Source organism: Pseudomonas sp. Irchel 3E19 (assembly GCF_900187585.1).
GTDB classification, from domain to species: domain Bacteria; phylum Pseudomonadota; class Gammaproteobacteria; order Pseudomonadales; family Pseudomonadaceae; genus Aquipseudomonas; species Aquipseudomonas baetica.
Genome location: NZ_FYDT01000005.1, coordinates 105,330 through 121,019, shown reverse-complemented (window position 1 = coordinate 121,019; position 15,690 = coordinate 105,330). Strand labels below are relative to the sequence as shown.

At 58.4% G+C, this 15,690-nt stretch carries 17 protein-coding genes and 2 pseudogenes; 11 read left to right on the top strand and 8 right to left on the bottom strand.

Going from position 1 to position 15,690, the window contains the following annotated elements:
• Positions 1-85 precede the first annotated feature (85 nt).
• Both CKW18_RS05185 and CKW18_RS05180 read left to right on the top strand, forming a co-directional pair.
• Entirely contained in the window at positions 86-811 is a 726-nt protein-coding gene (locus CKW18_RS05185) for an MBL fold metallo-hydrolase (protein ID WP_095187785.1), read from the top strand.
• Between the two features lie 43 nt (positions 812-854).
• Positions 855-1,103: a phosphopantetheine-containing protein gene (locus tag CKW18_RS05180; RefSeq protein ID WP_095187784.1), complete on the top strand. Its 249-nt coding sequence runs from the start codon at positions 855-857 to the stop codon at positions 1,101-1,103.
• A 133-nt stretch (positions 1,104-1,236) separates the two neighbouring features.
• Here CKW18_RS05180 and CKW18_RS30900 read toward each other — a convergent pair whose 3' ends face one another.
• Together CKW18_RS30900 and CKW18_RS05175 are read right to left on the bottom strand one after the other, a co-directional pair.
• Positions 1,237-1,365, bottom strand: coding sequence for a PA1414 family protein (locus CKW18_RS30900; protein WP_007914492.1), 129 nt, complete (start codon positions 1,363-1,365; stop codon positions 1,237-1,239).
• Positions 1,366-1,507: 142 nt separating this feature from the next.
• On the bottom strand, positions 1,508-2,401 hold the full coding sequence (locus tag CKW18_RS05175; RefSeq protein ID WP_095187783.1) for a LysR family transcriptional regulator: 894 nt from the start codon (positions 2,399-2,401) through the stop codon (positions 1,508-1,510).
• Positions 2,402-2,505: 104 nt separating this feature from the next.
• On the opposite strand from CKW18_RS05175, the gene CKW18_RS05170 reads away from it, so the two are divergent.
• Positions 2,506-3,687: an MFS transporter gene (locus tag CKW18_RS05170; RefSeq protein WP_095187782.1), complete on the top strand. Its 1,182-nt coding sequence runs from the start codon at positions 2,506-2,508 to the stop codon at positions 3,685-3,687.
• Here CKW18_RS05170 and CKW18_RS05165 read toward each other — a convergent pair.
• From CKW18_RS05165 to CKW18_RS05155, 3 genes are all read right to left on the bottom strand, one after another.
• Positions 3,635-4,519: a DMT family transporter gene (locus CKW18_RS05165; protein ID WP_371857612.1), complete on the bottom strand. Its 885-nt coding sequence runs from the start codon at positions 4,517-4,519 to the stop codon at positions 3,635-3,637. The two genes, CKW18_RS05170 and CKW18_RS05165, sit on opposite strands and share 53 nt — an antisense overlap.
• A gap of 299 nt (positions 4,520-4,818) precedes the next feature.
• Complete coding sequence (locus tag CKW18_RS05160; RefSeq protein WP_095187780.1) at positions 4,819-5,208, bottom strand: DUF2177 family protein; 390 nt, start codon at positions 5,206-5,208, stop codon at positions 4,819-4,821.
• Between the two features lie 44 nt (positions 5,209-5,252).
• Positions 5,253-6,089: a S1 RNA-binding domain-containing protein gene (locus CKW18_RS05155; RefSeq protein ID WP_095187779.1), complete on the bottom strand. Its 837-nt coding sequence runs from the start codon at positions 6,087-6,089 to the stop codon at positions 5,253-5,255.
• A 340-nt stretch (positions 6,090-6,429) separates the two neighbouring features.
• Between CKW18_RS05155 and CKW18_RS05150 the strand changes: the two genes are divergently transcribed.
• From CKW18_RS05150 to CKW18_RS05140, 3 genes are all read left to right on the top strand, one after another.
• Complete coding sequence (locus tag CKW18_RS05150; protein WP_016985943.1) at positions 6,430-6,618, top strand: hypothetical protein; 189 nt, start codon at positions 6,430-6,432, stop codon at positions 6,616-6,618.
• A gap of 217 nt (positions 6,619-6,835) precedes the next feature.
• Positions 6,836-7,552, top strand: coding sequence for a TorF family putative porin (locus CKW18_RS05145; protein ID WP_095187778.1), 717 nt, complete (start codon positions 6,836-6,838; stop codon positions 7,550-7,552).
• Positions 7,553-7,628: 76 nt separating this feature from the next.
• Positions 7,629-8,498: a DUF6279 family lipoprotein gene (locus CKW18_RS05140; protein ID WP_095187777.1), complete on the top strand. Its 870-nt coding sequence runs from the start codon at positions 7,629-7,631 to the stop codon at positions 8,496-8,498.
• A 61-nt stretch (positions 8,499-8,559) separates the two neighbouring features.
• On the opposite strand, the gene CKW18_RS05135 is transcribed toward CKW18_RS05140, so the two are convergent.
• Positions 8,560-8,952: a transcriptional regulator gene (locus CKW18_RS05135; protein WP_095187776.1), complete on the bottom strand. Its 393-nt coding sequence runs from the start codon at positions 8,950-8,952 to the stop codon at positions 8,560-8,562.
• Positions 8,953-9,127: 175 nt separating this feature from the next.
• Here CKW18_RS05135 and CKW18_RS05130 point away from each other — a divergent pair, with 175 nt between their 5' ends.
• From CKW18_RS05130 to CKW18_RS31425, 4 genes and pseudogenes are all read left to right on the top strand, one after another.
• Positions 9,128-9,874 (top strand): thioredoxin family protein, encoded by a 747-nt coding sequence (locus CKW18_RS05130; protein WP_095187775.1) that lies wholly within the window; start codon positions 9,128-9,130, stop codon positions 9,872-9,874.
• An 82-nt stretch (positions 9,875-9,956) separates the two neighbouring features.
• A complete protein-coding gene (locus CKW18_RS05125) occupies positions 9,957-10,232 on the top strand; it encodes a hypothetical protein (protein WP_095187774.1) in 276 nt (91 codons plus the stop codon).
• Positions 10,233-10,493: 261 nt separating this feature from the next.
• A pseudogene (locus CKW18_RS05120) lies at positions 10,494-11,075 on the top strand (papain-like cysteine protease family protein); the annotation flags it as partial.
• Between the two features lie 15 nt (positions 11,076-11,090).
• A pseudogene (locus CKW18_RS31425) lies at positions 11,091-11,698 on the top strand (hypothetical protein).
• Between the two features lie 62 nt (positions 11,699-11,760).
• Here CKW18_RS31425 and CKW18_RS05110 read toward each other — a convergent pair.
• Positions 11,761-13,101, bottom strand: a complete 1,341-nt coding sequence (locus CKW18_RS05110; RefSeq protein WP_038358505.1) for a DEAD/DEAH box helicase — start codon at positions 13,099-13,101, stop codon at positions 11,761-11,763.
• A 191-nt stretch (positions 13,102-13,292) separates the two neighbouring features.
• On the opposite strand from CKW18_RS05110, the gene CKW18_RS05105 reads away from it, so the two are divergent.
• A complete protein-coding gene (locus CKW18_RS05105; RefSeq protein WP_095187773.1) occupies positions 13,293-14,591 on the top strand; it encodes a mechanosensitive ion channel family protein in 1,299 nt (432 codons plus the stop codon).
• A gap of 100 nt (positions 14,592-14,691) precedes the next feature.
• Here the strand turns inward: CKW18_RS05105 and CKW18_RS05100 are convergent, their stop codons facing one another.
• Positions 14,692-15,558 carry a carboxylate/amino acid/amine transporter gene (locus tag CKW18_RS05100; RefSeq protein WP_095187772.1) on the bottom strand — a complete coding sequence of 289 codons (867 nt, stop codon included), beginning with the start codon at positions 15,556-15,558 and terminating at the stop codon, positions 14,692-14,694.
• Positions 15,559-15,690 lie beyond the last annotated feature (132 nt).

Sequence of the window (15,690 nt, the reverse complement as noted above, 5' to 3'; positions counted from 1 at the left end):
CTTTGATGTAACGACTTGATGCTTTCTTCGACGGGTGTGGCGTCGGTTGCCACACCCGTTTTTTTTCGTCTTGAGGAATGTGCCGATGATGATTGTTCCCCGCGATCAGTGGTTCGAAGTGCAAACCCTGAGCGATGGCATTCGCCTGATTCACGAGCCGTACATCCGCCCGTTCTACCGCTGCAACCTCTGGCACGTTCAGGGTCGCGACAAGGATCTGCTGCTCGACAGCGGTTCAGGTCTGGTCAGCCTGCGCGAGCAATTGCCATGGCTGACCGAGCGCCCACTGGTGGCAGTGGCCAGCCATTGTCATTTCGACCATATCGCCGGACATCACGAATTTGCCGAACGCCTGGTGCATCCGGCCGAAGCAGACATTTTGGCAGCGCCGGACGGCGAGAATGACTTGAGCCGCGCCTTCGTCGGCGACGACATGTTCGAGGCGCACCCGGACTGCCCGCTGTGTTACGCCGAGTACCGGGTCAAAGCGGCACCGGCCACTGGGTTTGTCGAGGACGGTGATGTGCTGGATCTGGGCAATCGCACGTTGCAGGTGCTGCACACACCGGGGCATTCGCCGGGTGGGATCAGCCTGTATGAAGCGGCCACCGAGACCCTGTTCAGCGGCGACATCATCTACGACGGGCCGTTGATCGAAGACGCCTACCATTCCAATCTGGATGACTATGCCGCCAGTCTGCGCAGGCTGCACGCCCTGCCGATCCGCACCGTGCATGGCGGACATTTCGGCAGTTTCTGCGGTGAGCATTTGCGCTCGATGATTGACCAATGGTTGCGCGCACACGCCTGACCCCTGCTGTACTCAAGCAGAACAACCATCAGAACAATCTGCCATGAGAAGAGCTGCCGTACGTGCCGCCGTGCACCGGTTCATCCGGCGCCTGCTGGAAAACCGCGAATTCAACGACAACACCAGTCTGGTGGAACTGGGTCTGGAGAAAGCGGATATCGAGGATCTGATTTTTCATCTGGAGGATGAATTCGGACTGACGGCGTTTACCGCAGAGGAAGATCACATGCTCAAGACGGCGAAGACCGCGAATGACTTGAGCCGTTTTTTGCTGATGATTGCGCGGCACTGAAAGCAAAAGATCGTCCGATCGCGGTCCGAGCCTTCGGCAGCTCCTACATTGATCCGTGTAGGAACTGCCGAAGGCTCGGACCGCGATCGGACGATCTTTTGATCTTGAATCCTTTGATCTCGGATCGGGGGCGTTACCGGCGCCGTTGTTGACGGCGGCGCTGCTCGTCATCGGTGCGAATCGGTACCGGTTGCAGAGGCGGTTCGATCAAGCCGAGGGCAACACCCAAATCATGCAGCCAGTTTTGAATTTTCTCTTTCATCGTCATGCCCCCTTCAGGGTAGTGCCGAGCGGCCGGAATTCTGAGGCCGCTTCGCACTGATAATAGTCCGAAGTCCTACGCAATGCTCGGCCAAATCCGCAATGATCTGTTACTGAATTGAACAGAGTCTGCTGCCATGGGTTCAGGCTGTTTCCCGACGTTCAGTCAAAGGTGCGGAATAGACCGCCTGCTGCACCTCGATCCACGCATTGAGATTGGCACCCAGCATGCCCCGGCGCCACATGAGCCACGTTGTCGCACCCGCAAATGGCTCGGCCAAAGGGTGCACTGCGACGCTCTCGCGTCCCGGCAGACTGGCCAGCATCGACTCCGACATCAACGCCACACCACTGCCGGCAATCACGCAGGCGAGCATGCCTTGATACGACTCGATCTCCATCGCCCGGCCCATCGCGGCGTGGGCATGGGCGAACCACGCTTCAAGGCGCATGCGATAGGAACAGCCGCGGCGGAAGGTGAACACAGAGCGCCCTTCGACATCCCGCGCGCTTAGTACCGGCGGATGATCCGGTTCGGTGATCAACACCAGTCTTTCCTCACACAAGGGCACGCCGTCGAGCCCGGCGAACTCCAGCGGCCCATCCACCAGCGCCGCGTCGAGACGCCCCGTGAGCAAGCCTTCGAGCAGTTCACCGCTGGGCGCCGACTGCACTTGCAGGTTCACCGCCGGGTATTGCTTGTGATACCGCGCCAGCAGCGCCGGCAGATGGATCGCCGCCGTGCTGTACATGGTGCCCACGACAAAGTCCCCCGCCGGCTGCCCACCCATCACTGCCGCGCTGGCCTGATCGCGCAAGGCAAACAATTTGCCGGTGTAGTCCAGCAAGACTTTTCCCGCCGGTGACAGCTGCAAGCGCTGACGCTCACGGACGAACAGTTCGACGCCCATTTGCTCTTCCAGCTGTTTCAGTCGGGTCGACAGATTCGACGGCACCCGGTGCAGGCGTTCGGCGGCGCGGGTGATCGAACCTTCCTCGGCGACGGCCTGAAAAATCCGTAGTTGGCTGAACTCCACAACCTTTCTCCAGAACAGAACAAGTTTCTCACTATTATTCAATTTTAAAGAAAGTCAATCAGTCTTAGCCTGACGGTCATTGCTTTTCCAACGGAATCCAGACCATGTCGCCACTGATTCGCTTATCCGCCTGCTTCATCGCCCTGATGCTGGCCATGGGCATCGGGCGCTTCGCCCTCACCCCGCAAATGCCGCACCTGCTCAGTGAGGGGCAGTTCGACTTGACCGCCGCCGGTCTGATCGCGGCGGCCAACTACCTCGGTTATCTGCTCGGTGCAGTGGATGCGATGTTCGCCCGGCGTCCGCAACAGGTGCTGCGTCGACTGCACGGTGGCTTGTGGCTATGCGTGCTGCTGACGCTGGCATCCTTCTGGGCCAGCGGCTTCTGGTCGCATCTGCTGCTGCGCTTTGGCACCGGGGTGGCGAGTGCCTGGGTAGTGGTGATGATTACCACGCTCAGTCAGCCGCTGGCTGCGGGGGCGGGTCGTCCACGGCTTGGGGCGCTGGTATTTGCCGGACCGGGAATGGGGATTGTTCTGACGGGGTTGCTGGCGTTGGTCTCACATCTGCTGAACCAGACGTCCGCGACGTTGTGGCTGATTTATGCAGCAGCCGCGTTGGTGATGATGCTGGCGGTCTGGCGACTCCTGCCGCAACCCGCTGCCGCCAGGGCAGTTGCGGCAGCGGCCGTCAGTCCGTCGAATCGTGGCATCGGTCGGTTGGCGGTGATTTACGCTCTGTACGGCATCGGCTACGTCATCCCGGCGACGTTCCTGTCGCAGATGGCCAACGCGCAATTTCACGGGCAATGGCAGGCGGATCTGTTCTGGCCGTGCTTCGGCCTCGGCGCGGCCATCGGGGTGCTGCTGGTGAGTCTGCGCCGTCACGATCCGCAGACCACGCGTCACTGGTTGGTGGCGACGTTGTGGCTACAAGCGGCCGGTGTTTTTGCCTGCCTGTTGGGCAGCGGCTGGGGTCTGGCCTTGGGCGTAATCCTGTGCGGCACGCCGTTCCTGGCCTGCATGCAACTGGTCATGCAACGCTCGCGGGAACTGGCACCCCACGCCACTCAGCGCAACGCCGGCATGCTTACCGCCTGCTTTGCCGTCGGCCAACTCGGCGGCCCGCTACTGGCCGCGCTGAGCAGCCATTTCAGCGGTGGCTTGCAGCCGGCCCTATTGATCGCCGGCAGCGGCTTGCTGATTGCTGGCGGGCTGGCGATGCAATCGACTGTTACTGGCCCAGCGCTTTGCGCAAACGCCGACGTACCCACTGTTCAGCGCTGACAAACGTGATGCCGAGCAACACCAGCACCGCGCCGATGACGAAGTTCAGGCTCAATTGCTCACCGAGCAGCAACACACCAAAGGTGACACCGAACAGCGGCGTCATGAACGAGAACACCGCCAGGTTGGCTGCCAGATAACGGCGCAACAGCCAGAACCACACCAGGTAACTGAAGAACGACACCACCAGGCCCTGGAACAACACGCTGGCCACCGCCACGGTGGTCAGGCTGACGTGGCTGATCTGGCCACTGAACAGTGCGATCAACAGCAGGCCGACGAAGCCGACGATCAACTGATAGAACAGGGTCAGCGTCACCGGCGCTTCCGACAGTCGCGAGGCGCGCACCACCACAGTGGTCGCCCCCCAACAGGCGCCGGCCAACACGCCAAAGGCATCGCCCAGCAGCATGCGTCGGTCGAGGTTGTCCCACGACACGCCGCCGGCAAAGGCAATCGCAATACCAATGAATGCGAGCAAAATCCCCAGCCACTGCAATGGCCGCAAACGCTCGCTGGCCAACAGAAAATGCACGCCCAATGCAGTGAAGATTGGCGCGGTGTAGAGGAACACCGACATGTGCGCAGCGGTGGTCAGTTGCAAGCCTTCGCTGATAAAGAAGAACTCCAGACCAAACAGTGCACCGGCCAGCAAGCCGCCGCGCCAGGTGTTGCCGACCTGATCCCAACCGCCCTTCCAGCAGATCAGCAATCCTACAAGCAACGCGGAAATACCCGACCGCCCCGCCGCCTGCATCACCGGCGCAATGTCCGGCGCCGCCCACTTGATCATGACCTGCTGCACGCCCCAGATCAGGCACAGGCCAATCATCACCTGCAAGGCAAAACGGTCGGCATTGCGCCGCTCGACAATCACCGCAACACCTCGAACACACACAACATGGCAGCCATCCAATGGTCAAAAAACAGTGCCGGGGATTATCAATCAGTCAGACAGAAAAAGCCGTCTGGAAAAGACATTTAGTTCATCGGTGGCGTCAGAGGTGAATGGCCGATGGCTGCGCCATCCATCGCGAGCAGGCTCGCTCCCACAGGAGAACGCATTTCAATGTGGGAGCGAGCCCGCTCGCGAAGACGTCAGCTCAATCAACACGGTTCAAGGATCTGACGTCACAACCGTTTCGCAACCAGAAACCCGACCGTACAAGCCACAGCGGTAGCAAACGTCCCCCACGCCCAATCCATCAACGACACCTGCACCGACCACCCGCGTAACGTCGCCCAATTGGTCAGGTCATACGTCCCATACGCGATAAGTCCCAGCAAAGCGCCCCGCTTTGCTGCCCACTGCAAACGGGCCGCTGGCAACACCACAAACATCAAGCAACCAAAAACGTACAGGCAATAAAAAACCGCTGCGGGAATCAGCAGCGGTTTTTCGAGCATCAGCGGCCCTAGCAGTTCACGATAGGTCGGCGCCATCAACAGGCCGAGCCAGATGCCGTCGAGCAAAAGAAACGTCACCAGCGTGGCGACGTAGGCAATCAGCGTTTTTTTCATCTACCCGACCTCAAGTGAGCCCATGCAACATGGGCCACGCAGGCTCAGGTTAGTTCAATGCGGTCAGCGTGAATGGCGATCTTGCCTTCCTTGTACAGCGAGCCGATGGCCTTCTTGAAGTTGCCTTTGCTGACGCCGAACAGGCTGCTGATCAACGCCGGATCACTCTTGTCGCTGACTGGCAGCGTGCCGTCGTTCTCGCGCAACTTGGCGAGAATCTTCGAGTTCAGGCTGCTGGCCGCTTCCTGGCCGACCGGCTGCAGGCTCAGGCTGATCTTGCCGTCGGCGCGCACTTCCTTGATGAAGCCTTTCTCGATCATGCCGGCGCGCATGAACTTGAAGATTTCATTCTTGTGGATCAAACCCCAGTGTTTGTTGTTGATGATCGCCTTGAAGCCCATGTCGGTGGCTTCGGCAACCAGCAGATCAACTTCCTGGCCCTGGCTGTAAGTGGCCGGGGTTTTGTCGAGGTAGCGATCCAGACGTGCCGTGGCGGTGATACGGCGGGTATGTTTATCGAGATAAACGTGCACCACGCAGTACTCGCCAGCGGTCATCTGACGTTTCTCTTCGGAATACGGCAGCAACAGATCCTTCGGCAGGCCCCAATCGAGGAACACACCGATGCTGTTGACTTCAACCACTTTCACGCTGGCAAATTCGCCGACCTGAACTTTCGGTTTTTCAGTGGTGGCGAGAAGTTTGTCTTCGCTGTCCAGATAAATAAAAACATTGAGCCAGTCTTCATCTTCGCTGGGAATATCTTTGGGGATATAACGGTTGGGCAAAAGAATTTCGCCGTCGGCACCGCCGTCCAGATATAAACCGAAGTTAGTGTGTTTAACCACTTGCAGACTGTTGTAACGCCCGACTAAAGCCATTTTCCAAAACCCTCATTGCGTGGGCGGCATTCTACCCGGTTTTGCCGCGAACGTTGACCGGCAGATCCGTGCTTTCAGTGAAAACTGCGCAAAGCCTTGATTTTCCTTGGTTGCGGAACGCACGTTGCCGCTCGTCAGTCCGGTATCGCGTATCTCGCCTCACTGGCTCAGCGCTGCGAGACATCAATGTTCTTATTTAAAACAGAAGGTTAGACGGTTATTTCACACATTGAATCGCGAATAATGCCCCCATAAGCTTGGTTATTCCGGAGGATATTTACCAAGCAATTGTCAAGTTATTCCTGTACGATGCCTGGCCGAGTTACTTTTCTACAGGTTAATGGCCGCCATGCGTGTAAAAGCATCCACCAGCAAAGCAAAGCCAGCTCCAGCCGTTGAAACCAGCGAATCGATCAACGATCAAATCGCTGCATTCCTCAAGTCCGGCGGCGAGATTCAGCAAATTGCCAAAGGCGTCAGCGGCCAGACGTTCGGCCCGTCCAAGCAGATTAGCCTGGGCAAGAAGTAACACCCGGTAATACACCCGTCCATAGGCGCTTTGAGCTTCGAAGCGTCTGGACTGGCACCGCGCAACATCCTTCCCCGCGTTAAACAAATAATCATCAAATCTTTGAAAATCGACGAACGGCCATCAATGCCGAGCATTCGCCGGTATCCTTGCACGCGTCTAGATCAAGCGTTTCAGCAGGCCCGCCGTCCTGCGCTCGCTGTTAATGGAGTGACGCATGCGCAAAACATCCTGTTTATTGCTTGTAGGTCTACTGTCTTGCTCGACCGCGCACGCACAGATTTTCCAGCGTGAACTGGGCGACTTCGATCTCAAACTCGGCACCACGCCCAGCCGCAGCATGGCGCAAGGACTGGTCAAACCGGCGTCCACCGGCTCGTTTCATGGCGGACTCGACCTCAGCCACGACAGCGGCCTCTATGTTGGCCAGTACGCGCCGAGCATGGGCATCACCCCGGGCAAGAACCTCGAAATCGACTCCTACGTCGGCTTTAAACAACCTTTCGACGAAACCCTCGGCTACGAAGTCGGGATGATCCACTACAGCTATCCCAAAGTGGACACCCTCGACAGCCAAGAACTGTTCGGCGGCTTGACCCTGCTCGGTAGTCGCTTCGGAATCGCCCTGAGCAACGATCCGGATAAACAGAACAACACCCTGTTTGCCGACCTCAGCGGCAATCAGCCGTTCGGCATTGGCGTCAGCATGAAATACACCACCCACCAACTGAACACGCCGGCTGCGGTGGACGGTGGTTATGTCAGCAGTTTCACCGACTGGTCGGTGAAATTTTCCCGACCGTTCATGGGCGTCAATCTGGACCTGACCTACAGCAACTCCAGCCTCAGCGGCAGCGATTGCTCCGCCTACTCAGGGCACAACAGCGAGTGCGACGGCCTCGTCACGCTCAAGGCCGAGCGCGCCTTCTATTGATCGGCTGAACTGCCGGGTTCATTCTGCGTTCACATAAGAATCAGACCCCAAGGCTGGCCATCGCAAGGATTCGCCCATGTCTCGCTGGTTCAAACACATAGCAGCCCTGTTGATTTTCACCCTCGCCCTCGGCGCTTGCAGCCGCGTCGGCCTGGCCTATCGCAATCTCGATGTGATCATCCCGTGGACGCTTGGCGACTACCTGGACATGAACGGCGAGCAGAAGGACTGGTTCGACGAACGGCTCAAGGAGCACTTGAACTGGCACTGCACCACGCAACTGCCCGGCTACCTCGACTGGATGGATCGTTTGCAAAAGATGGTCGAGACCAATCAGGTGACAGACGCAGCACTTCAGTCGCGCACGGCGGAAGCCAAACAAGCGATTGCTGAAACCGCGCGAGAAATCACGCCATCAGCCATCAAGTTGCTGCAAGGCCTGGACGATAAACAAGTGGCGGAGATGAACGACGCGTTTGCCAAGGATCTGCGCAAGCGTCAGCAACAATATCTGAAACCACCGCTGGACCAGCAGATCGCCGAGCGCGGCGCGCGCATGGTCAAACGCCTCAACGACTGGCTCGGTCCTTTGAGCGCCACTCAAGAGCAGCGGGTGATGGCGTGGTCGACAGCCTTGGGCGACCAGAATACCCAGTGGATCGCCAATCGTGCCCATTGGCAGCAGCAGTTCAGCGCTGCCGTTGCGCAACGCCAGAGTCCCGAATTCCCACAACGCATCGAGACGCTTCTGGTCAATCGCGAGCGTTTATGGACAGCGGATTACCGCAAGGCCTTCGCCGATACCGAGGCGCAGGGACGCTCGCTGGCGGTTGACTTGATGGCGCAAAGTACGCCGCAACAGCGGCAGCGGTTGTTGAAGAAGATCGAAGGGGTGCGTAAAGACTTCAACGACCTCAAATGCCTCAAAGCGGCGCAAAAAACCTGAACAAAACGAAGACCAATGTGGGAGCGAGCCTGCTCGCTCCCACATGGGGATATCTTTGAACTCAGGCGATCTGGGCTTTCGAAGCCACCTCATCAAACGTCGCCTCAGCCAGCGCATCCTCCTGCTCATCCAGCACCTGGCGTGGATGGTCATTGCCGGGAATGCTGCTATCAATCAGGCTCAGCAGGCTGGAACCGCGTGGCGTCAGGACAAAATTGTTTCCTGTGCTTCCCTCTTCATCCGGACGCGGTGCGATGTAGCCGCGCAGGAGCAACATCCTTTCATAGTCGCAAGCCAGCGTTTTAAGATGATCCAGATTCTCGATGGGCTCGCCAGCGCTGGATTTCTGCGCCGCATAGTCTTCGGCGTAGGCCCGAGGAGCAAAACTGTGTCCGGCACTGTTCTGCACTTCATGCAGCAAACGCTCAATCAAATCCCAGTTATAAGTCGTCATCCTGATTCAACCTCCGGTGCGCATGGTTTATGGCGCGGTCATAAATTGTGACCCGAGCGTGCCGCAGCCGTTCAGCCGCGTTTGCAGCGCCGACCGACCGGCGGTCTGTCGAATTGCCTGCTGGTTAAACGACTAGTCTGAAACAGACGGTTTCAACCCCGCAGGAGAAATCATCATGAACGTTGAGAATCATCCGGTGGTATCGCGCGAAGAATGGCTCGCCGCCCGTAGGCAACACCTCGCTCACGAAAAAGCCTTCACCAAGGAACGCGACCGCCTCAGTGCTGAGCGCCGCGCGCTGCCGTGGGTGAAGGTCGACAAGGACTACCCGTTTGAAGGCCCGGACGGCGAATTGAAACTGGCTGACCTGTTCGGCAAGAACAGCCAATTGGTGGTTTACCACTTCATGTTCGCCAAGGACTGGGAGGAAGGCTGCCCAGGCTGCTCGTTTCTCAGCGACCATATTGATGGCGCCAACCAGCATTTGGCGCATCACGATATTTCGGTAGTAGCGGTTTCCCACGCGCCGTTCAATGAATTTCAGGACTTTAAACGGCGAATGGGCTGGAAGTTTGAGTGGGTGTCGTCAGACGGTTCCGGTTCCGGTTCCGACTTCAACTACGACTTCGGCGTTTGCGCCCGAGCCGAAGACGCTGAAACCGGAAAGGCTACGTACAACTACGAAAAAACCGACAGCGCCGAGGAAGAAATGCCGGGGCTGAGCGTGTTTTATCGCAATGAGGCCGGGGAGATGTTCCATACCTATTCCACCTATGCCCGAGGTCTGGACATGTTGGTTGGCGCCTACAACTACCTCGACCTCACGCCCAAGGGCAGGAATGAAGACGAGATCATGGACTGGGTCCGGCACCATGACCGGTATGAAGGGGCGACCAAATCCAGCTGCTGCCATAGCGGCTGAAAGGCGCCACATTACTGAACTTTTCTCGGCTTCAAGGCCTCAACCGATTAACCCGCCTTAACCGGAACTGAGGCCTGCCCCCATGAAAACCCTGATCAAGCTCACCCTAGTCGCCACCCTCGCCAGCGCCCTGCCCGTCTGGGCTTGCACGCCGGAAGAAGCCACGGCAAAACGCGAACAATTGGCCAAGGAAGTCTCCAAGCTCACGGAACAGAATCCGACCAAGGCCAAGGAGATCAACGCCGAGTTGCAAAAGATGGATCTGGGTACCGCCAGTGCGGATCTACCAGACAAGTGCCAGTTGATTGATCAGCGTTTGAAGGAATTGGGCACGGCCGAGAAAAAAGCCGAGAGCTAAAAGCAACATCAAAAGATCGCAGCCTTCGGCAGCTCCTGCACCGATCCCTGTAGGAGCTGCCGAAGGCTGCGATCTTTCGCCCCTGAAAATGCATTAACGCATTTATTTTATTGCACGAACGCATATCAAGGCTAAGGTTACCTCGAGCAAGGAGATCGGCACCGTTCATCGCAGATGAAAACCGTTAACCACCGATCGCTCGGCAATACCGCAACACAATCACAAGCTGGACGCTTGTTTTCACTCATGGAGGACTGAAAAATGTTAACCACTCAAGCAACATCATTCACCGGCGAGAGCCAGCCAAGGTGCCTTGTCGGCCATTTGCTCGACCCGCAACTGGTCGAGGTTGAAGCCACTGCACACACCGCTGCACTGGCCGCTGCCAACCTCAATTTCACGATGCAGAAACAGACTCAGACCAACTGGTGCTGGGCCGCCGTTTCCGCCTCGGTCGGCAACTACTACGGCACCGGGTCCTGGACTCAGTGCGGCGTCGCCAGCACGCAACTGGATCGCAACTGCTGCAGCCAGCCGGGGCCGTGCAACGTTTATGGCTACCTTGATTCGGCCCTGCAGACCACCCGCAGCTACAACGGCATGAATCAGGGTTCGCTGCAGATGTCGGCCATCCAGAACCAGATCAACATGGGCCGACCGGTCGGCCTGCGCTGCGCCTGGTACGGGGGTGGTGCGCACTTCCTGGCGATCTACGGCACCAACGGCAACTACGTGCTGGTCGCCGACTCGATCTACGGTTACTCGACCCGCGCGCTGAACTCATTCCCGGGTTCGTACAACGGCGGCGGCAACTGGACCCACACTTACTTCACCGCGAAAAACCAGGAGGGCGACATCATGCAACTGACTTATCCAAAGGCGCCTTCCAACGGCGTACAGACACTGCGTCCGGCGCTGCAAGCCGCATTGCAAACCCAGGGCTTCGGCGCCAACCGGCAGTTTGCCAACGCGACTGCGGCAAAGATCAGCCTCGGCGAAGCCTGGCGTGGTTACTCGCTGAGTCTGGAGGACTTGAGCAACGGCAAAGGTCTGAAAGATGCCCGAATCGGCGATTGGCATTACCTGGTGTTCGCCGATGGCGTGACCATTGCCGATGCGCAGTTGGCCGAAGTGCGCGGCCATGTCGAGTTCGCTTCGTTGAACCATGGCGGTCTGGCGGTCTGGCGGCCGCTACGGTCGGTGCGCTGAAACTGGCCGAGCAATCGCCGCAATTGCAGGGCAAAACCGTGGAACCGCGGTTGTTGTTTGTTTCGGCACTGCACGTTGTGGCGATCTGGCTGCACGCCGACGGTGAAGATGTGCTGATTCCAATCGAGCCAACGCCGAAGGAGTTGGCGGCCACACGGTTGCACAGCGAGGCTGCGCTGCTCGCTCTACTTAAACCGGCCGCCGACAAGGCAAAGCAACGTTTTGATGCCGACACCAGCGGGCTGCTTGGTAGCTGATAAACATAAGCCATAAAAAACCCGGACATTGTCCGGGTTTTTTTGTACCTGTCAGAAACGCCTTACTCAGCCGCAGGCTCTGCCGGCTTACGACGCTTGAGTGGCGCCATGCCGTCGCTGCTCACCAGAGAATCCGGCTTCGGACGGTTGACGCTCTTGCGCTTGGTCGGCGTCTTGGCGGCGGTTTTCTTCTTGTCGCCCTTGGCGTCGGTCTTTTTCTTCTTCACGCCAACGGCTTTGCCCGAGGCCTTGACCTTTTTCGGCCCGCCGTAGGTGCCTTTGACTTCCTTGATGGTGCGGCGCTCGAAGCTCTGCTTCAGATAACGCTCGATGCTCGACATCAGGTTCCAGTCGCCGTGGCAGATCAGCGAGATCGCCAGACCGTCGTTACCGGCACGGCCGGTACGACCGATACGGTGGACGTATTCGTCGCCGCTGCGTGGCATGTCGAAGTTGATCACCAGGTCCAGGCCATCAACGTCCAGACCACGGGCCGCCACGTCGGTGGCCACCAGGATCTTCACGCCGCCCTGCTTCAGACGATCGATCGCCAGTTTGCGATCCTTCTGGTCTTTTTCGCCGTGCAGCACGAACGCCTTGTATTCCTGAGCCACCAGACGACCGTAAATGCGATCGGCCATGGCGCGGGTGTTGGTGAAAACGATGGCTTTCTGATAGGTCTCGTTGGCCAGCAGCCAGTTCACGATCTGTTCTTTGTGCTGGTTGTGGTCGGCGGTGATGATTTGCTGACGAGTGGTCGAGTTCAACTGGCTGACCGCGTTGAGCTGCAAATGCTCAGGGTTGTTCAGCACTTTGCCGATCATCTCGCGCAGGCCGGAACCGCCGGTGGTGGCGGAGAACAGCATGGTCTGCTGACGGTTCGGGCATTCATCGACCAGACGCTGCACGTCTTCGGCGAAACCCATGTCGAGCATGCGGTCGGCTTCGTCGAGCACCAGCACTTCGACTTCTTTCAAGTCGAGGTTGCCGGCGTTTAGTTGCTCAATCATCCGACCCGGGGTGCCGATGAGGATGTCCGGCACCTTGCGCAGCATCGCCGCCTGCACCTTGAAGTCTTCACCGCCGGTGATCAGGCCGGATTTGATGAAGGTGAACTGCGAAAAGCGTTCAACTTCTTTCAGGGTTTGCTGGGCCAGTTCACGGGTCGGCAGCAGGATCAGCGTCTTGATGCTGACGCGGACCTTGGCCGGGCCGATCAGCCGGTTGAGGATTGGCAGAACGAAAGCGGCGGTTTTGCCGCTACCGGTTTGCGCAGTCACCCGCAAATCACGCCCTTGGAGCGCCAGCGGAATGGCCGCAGCTTGCACAGGCGTTGGCTCGACAAATTTCAGCTCGGCCACAGCTTTAAGCAGGCGTTCGTGCAGGGCGAATTGGGAAAACACGGGTGCTACCTCGAAGATATGCAAAAAAACAGCTGCATAGGTTACCGGTTTCGAGCGCTCAGGCCGAGTTTCTTTATACAAACGGCGCTAATCAGTGGCTTTTTTGTTGCTCAATTTGTCTCTTACGGTAATACACAGCGTCTTAAATGCTCTAATCGCCCATCGCGTCTCACAGAAGAATCGTTTCTCTCATGGATTTCAAACAGCTCTGGCTCAAAGCCCAAGACCTCTGGGGCACCCTCGAACAACACCCGTTTCTGCAATCGGGCCTGGCGCTGATCCTGCTTTTGGTGATCGCCCTGGTGCTCGGACGAGTGGCGCGTTATCTGATCCTGCACGCCAGCCGCATGCTCGGTCGCCAGCCGGCGCTGCACTGGCTCAACGACTTTCGCCACAACAAGGTGTTTCAGCGCCTGGCGCAGATGACGCCGTCGCTGGTGATCCAGTTCGGCCTGCATCTGGTGCCGGAACTGAGCAAAACCGCGATGACCTTTCTGGGCAACGTCGCGCTGTCGTTCACCATCCTGTTCCTGCTGCTGTCGATCAGCGCCCTGCTCAATGCCTTGCTCGACATCTACGCGCGCACCGAACACGCCCGCACCCGCTCGATCAAGGGCTACGTGCAACTGGCGAAGATGGTTTTGTACGTGTTCGGCGCGATCATCATCGTCGCCACCTTGATCGACCGCTCGCCGCTGTTGCTGCTGTCGGGTCTGGGTGCGATGTCGGCGGTGATTCTGTTGGTTTACAAGGACACGCTGCTGTCGTTCGTGGCCAGCGTGCAACTGACCAGTAACGACATGCTGCGGGTCGGCGACTGGATCGAGATGCCGCAAGTCGGCGCCGACGGTGACGTGGTCGACATCACCCTGCACACGGTCAAGGTGCAGAATTTCGACAAGACCATCGTCTCGATCCCGACCTGGCGCCTGATGTCCGAGTCGTTCAGAAACTGGCGCGGCATGCAGCAGTCCGGTGGCCGACGGATCAAGCGCAGCGTGTTCATCGATGCCAGCGGCGTGCGCTTCATCCGTGACGATGAAGAAGAGAAGTTGAGCCAGGTGCATCTGCTGACCGGCTACATGAGCCGCAAGAAAGCCGAACTCAAGGCGTGGAACGAGGCGCAGGGCAATGTCGCGGCGATGTCAGCCAACCGTCGGCGCATGACCAACATCGGTACCTTTCGCGCGTACGCACTGGCTTATCTGAAGAGCCATCCGGAGGTGCAACCGAACATGACCTGCATGGTGCGCCAGATGCAAACCACGGCGCAGGGCATTCCGCTGGAGATCTACTGCTTCACGACGACCACGGTGTGGGCCGATTACGAGCGCATTCAGGGGGATATTTTCGATTATCTGCTGGCGGTGCTGCCGGAGTTTGGGTTGAGCCTGTATCAGCAGCCGAGTGGTGGGGATTTGCGTACCGGGTTACTGCCGGCGGTGCTGGGCGCGAGCCACATTCCCGAGCCAGAAAAACACCTGATGTGATACCCAATGTGGGAGGGGGCTTGCTCCCGAAAGCAGTGTGTCAGCCAGTCCATTTTTATCTGACACACCGACTTCGGGAGCAAGACCCCTCCCACAGGGATCAGGTAGTGGCCGCAGATTTGCGGATACCCAACCGACTGATCCACACCGCCGCCAGAATCACACTGCCGCCGAGGAACAGCCTGCCCAGTTCCTCATGCTGATTCCAGATCAGCAGGTTCAGCAGCAAGCCCACCGGCACGTGCAGGTTGTTCATCACCGCCAGCGTACCGCCGTTGACCATGCACGCGCCTTTGTTCCACCAGTACAGGCCCAGCGCCGTCGAGACCAGGCCGAGGAACAGCAACACGCCCCATTGCAGCGGTGCTTCCGGCAGGAAGTTGGCTTTGCCGAACAGCAGGAATGCCGGTAGCACCACCGCCAGCGCGCCGAGGTAGAAGAAGCCGAAACGCCGGTAATGCGGCAGGTCGCTCGGGTGTTTCGCCACCAGATGTTTGTACAGCACCTGCCCGGCGGCGTAGGTGAAGTTGGCCAGTTGCAGCAGCAAAAAGCCCATGAAGAAGTCCGGATTGATGCTGTCAAAACGAATCACCGCCGCGCCGCCCACCGCCACCAGCGCGGCGACCAGCGCCCATGGATTGAAGCGGCGGTTCAGCGCGTCTTCGATCAGGGTCACGTGCAGTGGCGTGAGGATGGTGAACAGCAACACTTCCGGCACCGTCAGCACCCGGAAGCTCAGGTACAGGCAGACGTAGGTCACGCCGAACTGCAGCGCGCCGATCAGCAGCATGCCGCGCATGAACGCCGGTTCCACCGAACGCCAGCGGGTCAGCGGGATGAACACCAGCCCGGCCAGCACGACACGCACCAGCACCGCGAAGTAGCTGTCGACGTGCCCTGCCAGGTATTCGCCGATCAGACTGAAGGAAAACGCCTGGATCAGCGTGACAAAAAGTAGATAGCCCATGGTCGCCTCTGTTTCGAATGGCGGCGACGATAGCCGGTTTTACTTTCTGCAACCAATACAAAATCCCCATGTAGGAGCTGCCGCAGGCTGCGATCTTTTGATCTTGTTTTTTAAAATCAAAAGATCGCAGCC